This is a genomic window from Peptoniphilus duerdenii ATCC BAA-1640, assembly GCF_000146345.1.
Taxonomy (GTDB): Bacteria; Bacillota; Clostridia; order Tissierellales; family Peptoniphilaceae; genus Peptoniphilus_B; species Peptoniphilus_B duerdenii.
In genome coordinates this window covers 1,248,235-1,264,178 of the sequence record NZ_GL397071.1, presented here as the reverse complement: position 1 = coordinate 1,264,178, position 15,944 = coordinate 1,248,235, and the positions used below count along the sequence as shown (strand labels likewise).

17 protein-coding genes and 1 pseudogene are annotated in these 15,944 nt (G+C 32.4%); 1 reads left to right on the top strand and 17 read right to left on the bottom strand.

Annotation, left to right across the window (positions count from 1 at the left end; genetic code table 11):
* Positions 1–91 precede the first annotated feature (91 nt).
* Complete coding sequence (locus HMPREF9225_RS05625; RefSeq protein ID WP_008901990.1) at positions 92–1,579, top strand: helicase HerA-like domain-containing protein; 1,488 nt, start codon at positions 92–94, stop codon at positions 1,577–1,579.
* 40 nt (positions 1,580–1,619) lie between these two features.
* Here the strand turns inward: HMPREF9225_RS05625 and HMPREF9225_RS05620 are convergent, their stop codons facing one another.
* The 17 genes and pseudogenes from HMPREF9225_RS05620 to HMPREF9225_RS05545 form a co-directional block, all read right to left on the bottom strand.
* The gene (locus tag HMPREF9225_RS05620; protein ID WP_008901989.1) at positions 1,620–2,153 is read right to left on the bottom strand and encodes a GNAT family N-acetyltransferase; all 534 of its coding nucleotides are present in this window, start codon (positions 2,151–2,153) and stop codon (positions 1,620–1,622) included.
* Between the two features lie 334 nt (positions 2,154–2,487).
* On the bottom strand, positions 2,488–2,895 hold the full coding sequence (locus HMPREF9225_RS05615) for a hypothetical protein (RefSeq protein WP_008901988.1): 408 nt from the start codon (positions 2,893–2,895) through the stop codon (positions 2,488–2,490).
* Positions 2,896–3,080: 185 nt separating this feature from the next.
* A complete protein-coding gene (locus HMPREF9225_RS05610) occupies positions 3,081–3,644 on the bottom strand; it encodes a flavin reductase family protein (RefSeq protein WP_040551334.1) in 564 nt (187 codons plus the stop codon).
* A gap of 188 nt (positions 3,645–3,832) precedes the next feature.
* On the bottom strand, positions 3,833–4,249 hold the full coding sequence (locus HMPREF9225_RS05605) for a helix-turn-helix domain-containing protein (RefSeq protein WP_008901986.1): 417 nt from the start codon (positions 4,247–4,249) through the stop codon (positions 3,833–3,835).
* A gap of 307 nt (positions 4,250–4,556) precedes the next feature.
* Positions 4,557–5,963 (bottom strand): dihydropyrimidinase, encoded by a 1,407-nt coding sequence (gene hydA / locus HMPREF9225_RS05600; RefSeq protein WP_008901985.1) that lies wholly within the window; start codon positions 5,961–5,963, stop codon positions 4,557–4,559.
* 87 nt (positions 5,964–6,050) lie between these two features.
* Positions 6,051–6,794 carry an isochorismatase family protein gene (locus HMPREF9225_RS05595; protein WP_008901984.1) on the bottom strand — a complete coding sequence of 248 codons (744 nt, stop codon included), beginning with the start codon at positions 6,792–6,794 and terminating at the stop codon, positions 6,051–6,053.
* 209 nt (positions 6,795–7,003) lie between these two features.
* Complete coding sequence (locus HMPREF9225_RS05590) at positions 7,004–7,669, bottom strand: Crp/Fnr family transcriptional regulator (RefSeq protein WP_008901983.1); 666 nt, start codon at positions 7,667–7,669, stop codon at positions 7,004–7,006.
* Positions 7,670–8,049: 380 nt separating this feature from the next.
* Positions 8,050–9,093, bottom strand: a complete 1,044-nt coding sequence (locus HMPREF9225_RS05585; protein WP_008901982.1) for a Fic family protein — start codon at positions 9,091–9,093, stop codon at positions 8,050–8,052.
* A 152-nt stretch (positions 9,094–9,245) separates the two neighbouring features.
* Positions 9,246–9,731 (bottom strand): hypothetical protein, encoded by a 486-nt coding sequence (locus HMPREF9225_RS05580; protein WP_008901981.1) that lies wholly within the window; start codon positions 9,729–9,731, stop codon positions 9,246–9,248.
* Positions 9,732–9,931: 200 nt separating this feature from the next.
* Positions 9,932–10,369: a GNAT family N-acetyltransferase gene (locus HMPREF9225_RS05575; protein WP_008901980.1), complete on the bottom strand. Its 438-nt coding sequence runs from the start codon at positions 10,367–10,369 to the stop codon at positions 9,932–9,934.
* Positions 10,370–10,479: 110 nt separating this feature from the next.
* The gene (locus tag HMPREF9225_RS05570; RefSeq protein ID WP_008901979.1) at positions 10,480–10,986 is read right to left on the bottom strand and encodes a hypothetical protein; all 507 of its coding nucleotides are present in this window, start codon (positions 10,984–10,986) and stop codon (positions 10,480–10,482) included.
* A 10-nt stretch (positions 10,987–10,996) separates the two neighbouring features.
* Positions 10,997–11,743 (bottom strand): alpha/beta fold hydrolase, encoded by a 747-nt coding sequence (locus HMPREF9225_RS05565; protein ID WP_008901978.1) that lies wholly within the window; start codon positions 11,741–11,743, stop codon positions 10,997–10,999.
* A 58-nt stretch (positions 11,744–11,801) separates the two neighbouring features.
* Positions 11,802–12,428, bottom strand: a complete 627-nt coding sequence (locus HMPREF9225_RS05560) for an L-2-amino-thiazoline-4-carboxylic acid hydrolase (protein ID WP_008901977.1) — start codon at positions 12,426–12,428, stop codon at positions 11,802–11,804.
* Positions 12,429–12,756: 328 nt separating this feature from the next.
* Positions 12,757–13,584, bottom strand: coding sequence for a class I SAM-dependent methyltransferase (locus HMPREF9225_RS05555; RefSeq protein ID WP_008901976.1), 828 nt, complete (start codon positions 13,582–13,584; stop codon positions 12,757–12,759).
* An 83-nt stretch (positions 13,585–13,667) separates the two neighbouring features.
* Positions 13,668–14,306 carry a DUF6796 family protein gene (locus HMPREF9225_RS05550; protein WP_008901975.1) on the bottom strand — a complete coding sequence of 213 codons (639 nt, stop codon included), beginning with the start codon at positions 14,304–14,306 and terminating at the stop codon, positions 13,668–13,670.
* Between the two features lie 118 nt (positions 14,307–14,424).
* Positions 14,425–14,556 (bottom strand): annotated as a pseudogene (locus HMPREF9225_RS10650) (ABC transporter ATP-binding protein); the annotation flags it as partial.
* Between the two features lie 42 nt (positions 14,557–14,598).
* A complete protein-coding gene (locus HMPREF9225_RS05545; RefSeq protein WP_008901974.1) occupies positions 14,599–15,942 on the bottom strand; it encodes an MATE family efflux transporter in 1,344 nt (447 codons plus the stop codon).
* Between the last annotated feature and the right edge of the window lie 2 nt (positions 15,943–15,944).

Genomic DNA, 15,944 nt, shown 5'->3' with positions numbered 1-15,944 from the left:
GTAAATACATTTTTAAACAGATTTTATGGTTATTTTCTGTGAAGTTGCCTATTATTTGCTATAATTAAGTTAGATATTAAAGGAGGTTCTCATGGATAAAATTTTGATTGGTAAGGGAAAAACGGAAAATTACATTCTTTTAAATAAAATTAATAGACATGGTCTTATCAGTGGCGCCACCGGAACGGGTAAGACTGTCACTCTAAAGGTGCTTACGGAAGGTCTTTCTGATGCTGGGGTTCCAACCATCCTCGCGGATGTAAAGGGCGATCTCGCAAATATTTCTAAGTCTGGAGCGATGAATGACAAACTAAAGTCAAGGCTTGATGAACTTAAAATCCCTGACTTTGAGTTTAAAAATTATCCTGTTAACATGTGGGATATATACGGCGAAAAAGGAATTCCTCTAAGAGTAACTGTTTCTGAGATGGGTCCTCTCATGCTCGCAAATATTTTGGAACTAAACGATACTCAAACTGGTGTTTTAAATATTATTTTCAAGGTTGCAGATAGCGAAGGTCTACTGCTAATTGACTTAAAAGATCTTAAACAGGTTATAAATTTCGTCGGCGATCACAAGGACGAAATCAGTAAAACCTATGGAAATGTTGCCAGTCAAAGTCTCTCTGCCATTTCTAGAAAACTTCTCTTCATTGAAGATGCTGGCGGAGATTTATTCTTTGGAGAGCCTGCAATAGACATTGGAGATCTAATTAGAACCGATGCAAGTGGCAAGGGTGTTGTAAATATTTTGAATGCAACGAAACTGATTTCAAATCCACTTCTCTACTCCATGCTTCTACTATACCTGCTTTCAGAAATATATGAAAACTTCCCGGAAGTTGGAGACTTGGACAGACCTAAGCTTGTGTTCTTCTTTGACGAAGCTCATCTACTCTTTAACAACACTCCTAAGGTGCTTCAAGATAAGATTATTCAAGTGGTTCGTCTAGTTCGCAGTAAGGGTGTGGGTGTATTTTTCATCACTCAAAATCCTCTCGATGTGCCAGAAACTATTTCTTCACAACTTTCAAACAGAATCGTTCATCAGCTAAGGGCTTATTCACCAAAGGAACTAAAGGCAATAAATGCTGTTGCAGATACATTTAGACAGGATGAATCCATGGACATCAAAGAGGAAATAATAAATCTTAGGACAGGTGAAGCCTTGGTTTCATTTGCAGATGAAAGTGGCGCGCCAACTGTGGCAGACAAGGCACTTATCCTTCCGCCTCATTCATCTTTTGCAACTCTAACCGATGATGAGTATAGAGCTTTGGTTAACTCTTCTCCACTTTATGCAAAGTACAAGGATGCAATCGACAGAGAGTCTGCCTACGAAGTTTTGTTAGAAAGAATCGAAAAAGAAAAATTGGAAGCTGAGAAAGAAAAATTAGAAGCAGAAAGACAGAAAGAACTGGAAGCTCAAAGAAAAGAATTGGAAAGAGCTAAGAAATCCAGTCGCAGCCAAAAGACTTACATCGACAAGGGCATAGACTCAATGCTTGGCACAATTACTAGAACTATCGGTCGAGAAATCGCAAGAGGTCTCCTCGGTTCAATTAAAAAAAGAAGATAACACAAAAAAGACTGGGATTTGTTTTCCAGTCTTTTTCATTTTATATATTATTTTTTAAATATTTTTCTATCAATACTAGGTTCACGCCTTCGACTCCATTAAATGTACATGGAATCATTCCAATTTCCTCATATCCAAGAGATTTATAGATTCTTCTAGCAACTTTATTTTTTTCATTAGTATCAATGCGCAGATATTTGCAATTATTTTGTAGTGCATATTCTTCATAAAATTTCATAAAAGCTCTGCCATAGCCTTTTCCCTTTTTATTCGGATCGATTACAAGAGTGTGAAATACCATTACTTCCGATGGATCAGCTTTGTATCTCCAATTGGCATTAGCATAAACATCGACTTGGTTCTGATTGATTATTCCGCTACCGATAATAACTCCATCGTCTTCAAGCACAAAAAGATCTTCTCTTTTAAGAGCGTCTTCAGCAGTTTTGCGAACAGGATACACTCCCATTTCCCAACCAACATTTGCTTCACCATTTTTCTCTGCCAGATGAATTTCATTGTATATTCTCTCAATGGCATCTATATCACTTGCAATTGCTTTTCTAATTTTCATTTTATCTCCTTTTATTTTAATTCTCTATCTAATTAAATTATAAAATTTACAAAATAATTTAACAAGATAATTTATCTTATATTCTTGAATTTTAGCATAGATTATCTCATTAACTTCATCATTCAAATAAAAAAGACCAAGGCTACTTCTTACAATTAGAATATCTTGGTCTTTGTGTTTTAAATTAAATTTTGTAATTTTTACAATTTATATTTTACTTTTAAATAAAAATTGAGACATCTCTTTTAATTTAGATTTGTCTCACTATGATTAATTCTATTCATAAACATTATTTGAAAAATAGTAGTACTTTTTTTGTATTTTATAACTTTTACTATTTTCCCTCAGTTTTAAATTCATACTCACCAAGTCTTGTCATTGCAAAATTATATAACTCTGGAACATAAATTCTCGCGTAAAGCTTAATAAGCGAAGCTATACAGCTATCATTTAAACCTGATAGAGCTGGAATTTCTTCTAATAGTTTTTTCTTAATACTAATAAAATCAATATACTCATCTTTATTTCTAGCAATCTCAAAAAATACATCTAATAATTTATCATGCTCTTCCCATGTCAAATATTGGCTCAAACTAAATACTGCCGGAAAGATTGGGTTTTGCATACTATGACCTAAATATTCAGAAATCTCAAAAATTGCATGAACTATTAACTTTGGATCATAAGTAAAACCTTCAATAATTCTCTCAGATATAATATCTCTATCTTTCAAACTTTTCATTCTATATCTTCTCACTTCATATATAACTTGCCAAACCTATATTTGGAAAACCTGTAGTTCCTAGCAAAACTAAGATTAAAAACATAATACTTAATCTTTTTTTATCTTTTACATCTGTATTTTGGATTATATGATTTTAAATTTTATAATACGGCACTTCTTATTTTACATTAAATGCAATCTATCTATTTAAGTTCAAATCCATCCTTAAAAGCATTGCCGACTCTTCCGCCTACTTTGTAATATCCACTTGTAAATGGATCAAAAGCAATAGCTTCTAGTGAATCCACGTCCACCTTGCCATCTTTTAGATTAGCTTCTTCGACAGAGGTTCTTAGAACTTTTCCGATTACTCCGATACCTCTTTCACCGCCTTGATACTCTATAAATTCACATTCCATTGCAATTGGAAATTCATTGATGATAGGAGCATCAACTAGCTTAGATTTTTCAAAAGTCATCTTGGATTTTGCAAACTTGTCCTTATCTTTTCTTCCGCTTACAACTCCGAACCAATCTGCTTCCACCATATGTTTCGCATCTGCGATGTGGACTACAAATCCTTTTTTCTCCTTTATATTTTCAACGGTCTTGTGAGTTTCAGATAGATTTAGAGCAACCATATCCGGACTTAACATAGTTCCCCAAGCCGCATTCATCACGTCCACAGTTCCATCTTCATTAAAAGTTGAAATCATAAGCACAGGCATAGGAAAAATAGCTGCAGTGGTCTTAATTTCTTTTTTCATAAAAATCTCCTTTTGATTTATGAACATTTTTACATTCGTAATTTTATTATAACCCTCGATTTATTATTAATCAAAAATCAGTTTTTTTATTAAACTATATTTTTCAGAACGATTATTTAATATAAAATATTTTTTTGTTATTGATTTCAATTTCTAAATGCCGCTTTCTTCTACAGCCTTGTCCTTCATCACTTAGTCAAGTCTTCCTTCTTTAGAGATTTTATAATATACAAAACTACAAATCCAACTGCCAATCCTACAAAGGCTCCAGCAATAGAAATCATAAGAATTTCATCTCGTCTAAATCTATTTGCCGAAAAAGACAACACACATGATACTAATGCAAACACAATAGCAAAACTTAAAAGAAATAGGTTTTTATATTTTTTATTCATTGATTTTACAGTTTCAACTCCCTTTAGTAAATAATCAGTTGAAACCTCAAAATAATCGCTTAACATAATAATCTTGTCAATATCAGGTATACTTTGCTCGTTTTCCCATTTTGATATAGCTTGGCGTGAAACTCCTAGCTTTTCAGCGAGTTCATCTTGAGAAATACCTTTAATTTTTCTAAGTTCTCTTATTCGATCCGAAAGATTCATATAAGTCCTCCTTTCTTTTAAAATTTTACTAAACAATGTGTTTTATTTCTATCAACTATACCTAGATATTTGTCAACTATTGGTTGCAATTATGTAATTGCAAGTAAAATCGAAAGTTTTTAAAAAATACTATTTAAATTAATTTTTACTTTATAAAATTTATGACTAAATAACTTACTAATTGATTGATTAACATTTTTTACCTTCTTAATTTTATTATAGCGCTGTTATTACCATTAATCAAAACTCAAAAATTTTGTTGTCCATTAAAAAAGGAGAGTTAAACTCTCCCTCTAAATTTAAATTTTTATTTTTTTCTTGGAACGTATCTGTCGTATGGAAGTGCGTATGCTTTTTGCTTGATGTATCTTCCTGTTCCCTTTTCGCCTACATACTTTCCATTTTCAGCCATTAACTTTCCTCTTAAGAATACTTTTTCACATATTCCAGATCTTTCGAATCCTTCGTAAGTTTCGTAGTCACTGCCTTCGTAGTTATCTTTGAATGTGATAGTGCCCTTAACTTCTGGGTTGTAGATTACGATGTCTGCATCTGATCCTGGAAGTATAGCTCCCTTTTGAGGATAGAATCCACAAACTTTTGCAGGGTTAGTTGAAGTTAGTTCAACGAATCTCTGTCTTGTAATTCTATTTTTCATAACGCCTTGAGTCCACATCATATAAAGTCTGTTTTGCATACCCGGACATCCGTTAGGAATCTTTGTGAAATCATCGATACCTTTTTTCTTAGATTCGAATCCACCTATAACTGCAGCATTATCAGAACCAACTGCTGTCAAGTATCCCTTGTCAACTCCATCCCATAGTGCTTCTAAGTGATCTTTGGTTCTAAGTGCTGGTGCACATACGTACTTTCCACCTTCGAAGTCAGGTTTTAAGAAGTTTGACTCGTCTAGAGTTAGGTAGTGTGTACATGTTTCTCCATATACGCTGTATCCTTCTTCTCTAGCTTGTTTTACAAATTTCATTGCATTCTTAGTAGAAACGTGTACTACAAATAGCGGACAGTCAGCGATCTTCGCCATTTCAATTCCTCTAAATGTTGCTTCGTCTTCAACTATTGGTGGTCTAGATAGGGAGTGTCCTATAGGATCTTTAACTCCTTCAGCCTTGTATTTTTTAGCTAAAGCTTCGATGAAGTCTCCGTTTTCACAGTGAAGCATGGATGTTAAACCATATTTCTTAGCTTCAGTCATTCCTTTTATAATAAGTTCATCATTTGCATAGAAAGGTGTTCCCTTGTATGCCATGAAGAATTTTATGTTAGCAACTCCGTTTTTAGCAAGCTCTGGAATACTTCTCATAAGTAGATCTGGATCGTTGTCCATTACCATTGAGTGGAATGAATAGTCACAAGATGCCTTGCCTATTGCGTTTTCTTTTTCATGCTCTTGCAGAGATTCAATAAGAGTCTTACCTTTGAATTGTGGAGCGAAGTCTACTATAGTTGTAGTTCCACCCACTAGTGCTGCATGAGAAGTTTCGAATGAATAGGATCCAAAAGGTCCCATGTGCACGTGCTCATCTACTCCACCAGGGAATACATACTTGCCAGTAGCATCTATAACTTCACAGCCATCTACCGGTAGATCTATACCGATTTCTTTTATTTTTTCTCCTTCAACTAATATGTCAGCCACATATTCAGATGTAGCGGAAATAATAGTACCATTCTTAATTAATAGTCTTTTCATAGCATCTCCTTATAAAAAAACGCTGGGCATTTATAGCGTAATGCCCTAAATTGCCTCAGCGTATTAGTTTACTTATTAAAATATGTTTTATTTGTCAAATTTTCTTTCGTGTTTTGTATAAACAGAACTGTCAATGCTTTCTAGGTATTTAACAACATCGTCAACTGGAAGAACGTCAGCAAACTTAGCTTCCATGTCGAACATATTCCACTCAACAACTCCTGGAACTCTGTCTCCAACAGTTCCTTCAGGGATAAGTGTCTTAAATCCGTACCCTGTTGAGTCCATTACAGTGTGTCTAACACATGCACAAGAAGTAGCTCCCATTACGATTAGAGTGTCAACTCCAAGGAATGTAAGGATGTGAGCTAAGTGAGTACCGAAGAAGTTAGAAGCGTATTTCTTATGGATAACTGGCTCCTCTGGAAGTGGCTTAAGCTTAGGATCAATTTCCATCCATTCACTGTCAATGTCAAGTGCGCTCATAGGTATTTTTTCATCCCATCTTGGAAGGTCCCATTGTTTATCTCCAGTATATCCTGTAGTAGTATGGAATATAGGAACTCCAGCTTTTCTTCCTGCTTCAAGAACTTTAAGTGCATTTGCACAAACTTCTTCAGATTTATCACAAGTGAATGGGTGTCCTTCACTCATCCAAGCTTTAGCCATATCAACTGTAGTTATAGCTGGTGCTTTTCCTTGACCCATGTTTCTCATGAATCCTCTTTCTTTGTAAATCTTTCTTGCTTCAGCAAATGCTTCCTTAAGTATATCTTCGTTAAATCCGTATCCGTCAACAAATTTAAATTCCGGGTTCATTTTTTCTGTCATAATAATCTCCTTTACTATTCAAAGTATCGTTTTCATTAATTCTGGCATTATCTTCATTTGAGCTCGGAATGAAGATAAAAGATAAAAGCTTAAAACCCATATGTAGCTATGAAATACTGTTACTAAGTCTTGAGCTTTGCTTTCTGTATACATCTTACCAACTATTTTTTAGTGTAGCAAGTTAGCATACGAACATTTGCAAATGTTTTCTAAATATCTTCAATAATCTCCTTTAAATATTCTTCATCTATAACTTCAATATTATTTGTCTCTATTTTTATGACACCTAATGACTCGAGTTTTTTTAATTCTTGATTAAGGCTCGGTCTCGTAACCCTTAGGGTATCAGATAGCATTTTCTGAGTAACAGGTATCTTACAATAACTGATATATTTCTTCATAGTGAGCCAATATGCAATTCTTTCTTGAACCTTTTTATATCTTGTGGCATTTAATATGATCTTTGTATGACATGTGCAATTTGCAGTGAAAAGTAAGACATTGTTTACAAGACTTTTTTCAGAAGCTATTATCTCTTTTAACTCATCCCATGGTATGTAGAAAATCTCGCTTTCAAACTCAGCATAAATATCGTAGGGCCAAAATTTAATTTCTGTATATAATAGATGTAAAGGATAAACTTCATTCTCATAATAGTAAGCAACTGTTTTTTCCGAACCATCTTCTAAATACTTAGCTTGTTTAAGTAGACCAGATTTAATTACTATAAGACTGTCTACCTCTTCCCCTTCACAAACCACCATATCTCCTGGCATTAAATGAGCCTTGTCTATATCTAATTTACAAATTTTCTCTAAAATTTTATCATCTATACCTTCAAAAATATGAATTGATTTTAAATCTGCAATTTTCATTCTGATCTACCTCCTTTACCCTGATTTTATAAGATAAAATTATAAAAAGCAAACGATTTTCTTACTTATAAACATCGCAAATTCTGACTTTTTTAATAATAAATTCTCAAAAATATTTTAGCTCACAATTCATGTTAGATTAGATTTTTAAAATATAATTTAACCGTTTTATAGAGTAGTTGAAACTATTAATGTTCGAGATATGACAAAATTTATTTTTAATATTAAAATAAAAAATGCTTTTAGAATTTTATATTATTTTCTAAAAGCATTTTTTAAATTATTTTGTATTATTATGTTTTTTTAATCTAAAGTAAGCTAGTTTAATTACTAATGCTTATCTAGCTTTATATAGAAGGTAAAATATTATTACTATAAAATTATTTTTTTATATAGTAAGTCGCCCTGCCCTTTCCATGCATTTCAATTACATTTCTCTCTATTAATTCTTTTAGTGAATTTTCTACGGATGATTTACTTATTGATGGGGTAAGTTCCATTATTTCACTCTTGGTAAATTTACCTATCTTCCTAGCTACGACTTGTTCAACTTGTTCAAATGCAGAAAGATTAGTATTAAATATATCTACTCTCTCTTCAAAATCTCTATAAGCCGATAAAATAATACCTAAAATATATTTTACAAAAAAGTTTATATCTTCATTATTTTCATGCCAACCATAACCACTTTTTTGAAGAACTTCGTAATAAACATTCTTAGTTTTTTCTATTTTTTCTTCTAGACTTATATATTTTCCCACTACGTAGCCTAGTTTATAGAGAAGCAAGGTGGTTAGAAGTCTCGACATCCTTCCGTTTCCATCATTGAATGGGTGAATGCATAAAAAATCATGGACAAATGTTGGAATTAGTATGAGAGGATTGACCTCTCCCCTATCTATTTCTTCGTTATATGACTTGCAAATCATCCTGACAGCCTGTTCAGTTTCATAAGGTTTAAGTGGGGTAAATCTAACTATCCTTTCTCCATTTGAGAGGGTTTCCGTTATTAGATTCTGTGTATTTTTAAATTTTCCTCCAATAGATTTCTCAGAGTATTTAAATAGATCTCTGTGAAGCTGCAGAATTATCTCTGGTGTAATTGGTATAAATTCGTAAGACTCGTGGATTGTGGATAGAACATCTTGGTAGCCTAATATCTCTTCTTCATCTCTGTTTTTTGGTTTTATTTTTTTTAGAACTAAATCTTTTAACCTTGTATTAGTTGTGCTTATCCCTTCAATTTTATTCGAAGACTCTGTACTTTGGATAATTGCAAGTTCCACTAGAGTGTCTAAAACTTTTGGCTTTTGACTCAGAAAAAGCTCTTGTCTACCCTTGTATTCTCCAATTTTGGAAATATAATTTAAAATTTCTCCATCCCATTTTATACTATTTAATTTAGAATAATCAAAATTTCGCATCACCTAATCCTCCTATTATCTCCTAAATTATATCATTTTTTAGGCGATAAAAAAAGAATTAGGCGATTTTAAAAATTATTTATTTGTATAATTAAAAAAACTCCTAGATTAATCTAGAAGTTTGTTTTTATATTATGACAAGATATGAAAAATTATTCAGGTGCGTTTAATTTTATATTTTCTTCGAAACCTGATGGATCTCCATTCTTAGCTTGTTCCATGATTTTATCGAAATATTCCCTTGTAGCATCGTCACACTTGTCTTCTGACATGTATGGCATCATTTTTGCGTTTTCTAGTTCTTTTAATGCTTTTTCGGCTCTTGCTGGATCTGTTTTATAAGTGTTTAACCATTCTTTTTCCCAAGCTGCTTCCCAATACATGCTTGCTCTTGTATTTCCAAATCCTTTTTCATAATCTGCGCCGTCTTCTTTTTCATCGATTTCTTTTGGAACTTCGTAACCTTCTGGCCAATTAAGATTCTTACAAGTTTCTACAAATTCACTTTGTATGTCTTCTCTTGTAACCATCCCAGTTGAATAATCAGATGCATTTGATTTTTCGCAGGCAGCTAGACCTAGAGCTAGACATCCTATTAGTATAATTGAACCTATTTTTCTTTTTAAATTTGTTTTCATTTTTTTCTCCTTAAGTTTTATTTAGATATCTTTTGTATCTATGACCGTATTATAATAAATAACTTTTACAAAACATCTAACTATTTCTTACAAATTACTTAAGGAATTTCTTAAATATCGTAATAATTAAAACTTGCTTTTTTTACTGATTTTAAATTTTTGTAAAAAAAACACCTACTTTTAATAGGTGAATTAATATTTTAGAATTTGTGGTAGAAACAAGCGGAATCTTCTAAATCCCATGCTCCTTCTTTTATATAAAATTTATATGCTGCACTATTTCTAATGGTTGTGAAGAAGGCTCCACTTACTCCCTCCTCCTTCAATTCGCTCATAGTCTTCTCGTATAATTTTTTCGAAACTCCCTTTCCTCTATATTTATCTGAAACGAAAAACTCATAGAGATAGTAGGTGGTTTCTGTGGAATACAATCTTTTGTTACCCATTATCGCCCCGATTATATTATCCCCATCAACCATGACATTGCCATAGAATCCAGGTGCATCTATTAGTGAAAGCAAGGACTCGGAAGCTGTTTCTTCTGTCCATGTGTCATTCCATGGTGGTGTATTAAATACTTCCACCATTAATCTTGCTAAATCTTCTAAGTCTGATTTTGATATTTTTCTAATTTCCAAATTATTCTCCTCGTGATTTTTAGTTAAATTTATTTTTGTTATAAATTATTATCTTATATTATTTGCATTTTTTAAGAGTTTTTCTCGCACTTCTGTGTCAAAATTTTATTTTATAATCCAAGTAGAATCACTAGCCACGCTTGGACTATGGATACTATTGGAATTAGTAAAAATGGCATCAAGATAAAATGTTCTTTAATAGCCAAATGTTTCATCCAATTTCCAAATTCGTAGTCCTCATGTCCTTCTGTGCCTGGTATTACTATCTTATTCTTGTACTTTCCTTGGAACAAAATTACATCTAATAGAAAGAAATCTCCCAAGTTTAATATTATCCACTGAATATAGCTCATCCAGAAAAGATATCTAAGTTCTCTTATTCCTGTATGTAAAAGAGATGTCACTCCATATATAAATACGATTCCTGAAATTATAATCGTAAGTATTAAATTTATTCTTTTCTCTTCTTTTGTCATCTTTTCTGGAGCCGAATTTTGTATTTTCTTTGGATAGGAATCGAAGAAAAATCTTGGGTTAATCAGTACAAAAGCTGCAACTGCACCGTTAAAGATAGCAGCCATTGCAATTCCATCTAATATTGCTCTTGTTATATCCATAATATTCTCCTTATTTATTTTCCAAAAAGATTTTTAGTTTCTCTGCGTATTCTTTGGGATGTTCGTGTAGGAATTGTCCGTGGCCCATTCCTTCAAATACTTCTGTTTTCATTTGTGGAAGATACTCTCTTAATATCTTTTCACTTTTCTCAGGGATTGGCTCTTCGCTTCCTCGCCAAAATAGTACTGGATTTGAAAAATTGGCTAAATTTTCTGGGACTTTGTAATGATAGATAAAGTTACAGGCATTTTTAATCGTATTTTTTGAAATTTGCGGATACATCATTTCTATTATGCTTAGATTATCCTTGCCCATAATCTTATCTAATAAAAATTTAGGTATTGGCTTTTTATTTTTGATTCTACTTGTCCCTATAATAAAAGCATAGGTAAATGGCGTAGCCATAAGCCCTAATTCAGCAGTAATCGCCGCATCTAGTAGGACTTTTGAAAGAGAAATATTTCCTCTACCAATGAGTTCAACAGCAATGGTAGCTCCCATGGAAAATCCACATAGTCCATATAGACTCCCGCCCATTTCATTTAATATGTAACTTTCTATTGAATCTATTGTTTCTTTCAAGGAAGTCAAGTCTTTGGGGTTACTTCCGTAATGACCATCTAATTCACAGAAAATTACATAGTAGTCTTGTAAATAAGGAAGAAGGGGTTTAAAACATAGATCCGCAGTAGAGGCAAGACCATGAATAAAAAATATTGATTTATTATTTTTATTTCCATATGTAATGATATTCATTTCTTTCCCTTAATTAAAATTATTTAAATCAAATAGACTACAAATAATAAATTATCTATTACTCTTTATTTCCTACGATGAAGTAATCGCAGTAGTCTCCTCCCTTAGCTATGGTTTCTTTCCTATGTAAAACTCCATGCTGAAGGGTAATCATCACATCATCAAGCTCACAAAAAAGTGGCATCAGTTCAAACACATCTAGCTTCTTTGTATATGTACATATTGGGCAACGAGTTATTCGATAGTAACAAGCATCTTCGTAAGGTTGACCTTCGAAATCGACCTTAAAAGAAGTCGGATAAAGTTTTTCTTTTTCTGGAGTGTACCATTTATAATACTTAACTATATTCTTTTTGTTGCTAGCCTTACCTCTCTTTGTATTTAAGTCTGTCATAGCAAAGAACCACTTAATATAGTAGAGAGATCTGCGCATCATTTCTTGGATGGTTTCTGGCGGAATCTTCTTATCGCTTGCTAAATATGGAGATACAAATACTAGAGCAAACATTTCATTGTAAACCATTGGGTTGTCAGCACCGATGTCATCCATGTTCTCAACCAAATCTCTATAGACACCCTTGCTCTTTCTAATAATATCCGAAGCATATACTTTGCCATACTTCTCTATAAGAACTTTTTTCATCGGTCTTTTAAATAACCAAAAATAAAAACCATTATATTTCATCCTATGTCCTCCCAATGCAAATCACAAAATAAATTTATATTTCTAACATTTGAAAAAGCTAATCTAGTTAGTAAATATAATTGTGACTAAAAACTCCACACTCCTATAAATTACATGACACTTCTTTAATCTTAATTTAATTATAGCATATTTTTATTAGATTATATCTATACTATAGAAGATTTTGATAAAACTTCTTGTTACATAAAATTAAATTTACAAACAAAATAGCACCTACATTTGTAGATGCTTTTAAACTTAGCTTATTAAATTTATTTAATCGTTTCAAATTTGCAGATAAAATTTTTATACTAATTTATATACAATTTTATTTTCTCCCAATAAGAAGAGCTGAGCCAGAAAGTCCAAGGAATAAAGATTCTTTGTGACTCATAAAAAGACCCTTTGTTGTATCAATTAATTGCACATCTTCGAAGCCATCTTTTTTCAGCTTTTCCATAAATTTATTCATATCTCCATATCTTGACTTACTCATCAAATCATGGATAACAAAAACTCCTCCCTTTTTAAGTACACGTAATGTTTCCAGTAAAAGTTTTTGTTTATTTTCCCCCGTTATATTGTGATAAACGTAGTTGCTTGTCACTGCATCAAAACTCTCATCCCTAAAGGGAAGTTTTACAGCATTGCCCTCTTCAAATCTTACATTTGCTATTTCCTCTAATTTTGCGTTGTTCTCACAGAGTTCTTTAGAAAATTCAGTTTTATATGTACCTCTCCATATGTCACAACCCACCATTGTCGCTTTTGGATTTTTCTTTGCACAAGCTATGGTAAGTGCCCCGCTACCACATCCAATGTCAAGTCCTATACCGCCATCTGGAATTTTTACATAGTCGGCAGTCCCCTCTATTATGACTTTGGCAAGCTTTCTTTTTCCGTTGTAATCAAAAGTTCTATATAAAAATCTCATCCAGCTTGCAAAGAAAATAAGTATCAACGTTACAAACCCAAGAATAAGGGCACATATTAGACGAGTTCTTCCACTAAATACAAAATCACTGACACCAAAGGCTATAAATAGGATGAAAGCTGCAAGGCTTGCAAATATTAAATTCTTTAACAAGCTTTTGGGAACCCAGTTTTTGTAGTCAGCTTTTGTTTTCTTGTCATCAATAAAATCTACTTGTTTCATAAAATTTCCTCCTGTAAATAATTAATTTTCTAAAATTTGTCTTGTCTACTAAAATAATAATTTTAATCCTTTACTTTATAATCTTATAAATTGATATTAGTATAATTTATCAATAAAGATAGGTAGTAAATAAAATATATTATGTTTAACCAACCTCCACGAACGATCATGTGTAGTCCCTTTGGCAATCTCTCAGCAAGAGGAGTAAAAATCAAAAGAAATATAGGTGTAAATAAGGCTTGCCAGCTTGGAAATACTGTTAACCCAAATAAAATTATCAATGCTAGGGCTATGTTTGCTAAAGCCATAATTCCAAAAACTATTTTTGCTTGAAATTTTAAAAATTTTAAAAATTCATCAAGCGCTCCCTTGTTTTCGTGCCTTGATAAAAGACCTAAGTAGGCACATTGAATATGATAAGCCCCTCCCAATATCATACCAAAAACATTTATTAAAAATACAAACCAAGCAACATTTAAATACTTTTCTTGTATGCCCAAAACAATATGGAAAAACCCAATACAATATATAAAGGCACATATTGGACCTAAAAGACCACCAATGTATAATCTTTTTATGCTGACATTTTTCATAATGCCAATGATATTATTTATAGTATCCTTGCCATCGTAATCATTTGGATCATAATATAGGGTCATGTCTCCCAAAAACATCAAGAATGAACCAAAAAGACCTATTAAGATATATTTATTTAGGGTCATAAGTCTACCTCCTTTTTATATTAAGTGATATTTATTATCAACTCAATTATAGCATATAAAACAGATTTCTTTCAATTATATGATTTGCTGCGTTAAACTAAATAAAAAATAAAGGCAGTTCAAAGACTGCCGATATTTTTATCATATTGGAATAATCCATATCACTTGAAGGTTCGTCGAAATAGACAAGCGGAGAATCCTTGCACATAACAGATGCTATTGCAAGTCTTTGCTTATGTCCTCCTAATAAATAAATTCTTCTGTTATTTTTGTTTGTCTCTTTATTTTATTTTTAATCATTTACATTCATATTTGAAAGAGCCTTTGCTTGCATTGCTAAACCTACCATTATCATAGTAAAATCTACAACTGGTTCTGCCCACCAAACAGCCCCTACTCCGAATACTCTTGGTAATATAAGTAAGGCTGGAACAAGTAGTATTAGCTGTCTTAACATTACAATCATTCCAGCTTTTTTCCCATCCCCTATCGCTTGGAAAAAAGTTATTGTCATAATCATAATTCCATAAAGAATAAATACTGAATAGAACATTCTGAAATTATTAACTCCGCTTGAAATTATATCCTGACTTACTTTAAATAAACCAAGTAACTGTTTTGAAAATACTTGTGCTGGTAACCAAAAAATTGCTGCAAGTACTGTTCCTCCTATAGAAAATATCTTCATAGTTTCCTTTACTCTATCGTATTGTTTTGCTCCAAAGTTTGTACCAATAATCGGCTGTAACCCCTGACTCATTCCCCAAATTGGTATAAATGAAAATCCATAAATTCTCAAAGTTGCCGACATTAATATTGCATTTGGATCTCCTCCATATCTAAAAGCTTGTCTATAAAGCAATGTTTGTTGAACCATGAAAAATACTTGCATGATCATAGCTGATACTCCTACTCCAAACATTTCCTTTGATATATCTTTTTCTTTTTTTATTTTCTTTATTTTTACATTTTCGCTTTTACTCTTAAAATAATAAAGAGTAATAACCGCTTGGATTATTTGTGCTGTTACAGTTGCTATAGCTGCTCCCTCAATGGCATAATCACCCATTAATTTCATTAGTATTGGATCAAGAGCTATATTGATAAAGGCACCAAGTCCCATGATACTCATTGCTCTTTTCATAAGTCCTTCGCCACGCATAACCATATTGGCTGACTGGGTAAAGTTTACAAAAATTGAGCCTAGAAATATTATTCTTAAATACCTTATTCCTAATGCCTTTATTTCTCCTGTTGCTCCAATTAAATCTAAAAAATAGGGTCCTAGAAGTATTCCTCCTATTGTTAGGATCGTTGAAAAAAATATAATCCAATAGATAAGATTTCCCATAAGCTTGTCTATAGTATCTTTATCACCCTTTCCCATGGCTCTTGATAAAATGGATGCCGAACCTATCCCTATAAGCGTTGCAATCCCATTATTAAAAAATGTAAGCGGCATAGCTATTGAGCAAGCCGCCATAGCATTCTCGCCAATTATTTGTCCAGCAAATATTCCATCCATAAGTGGATATAGGCCTATAACTACCATCCCAATTACTGCTGGTATAGATAATTGAAACATTAAAGACAATGGCTTCTTGGTTAACAACTGTTCTTTCATGTTTTGTTTCATTT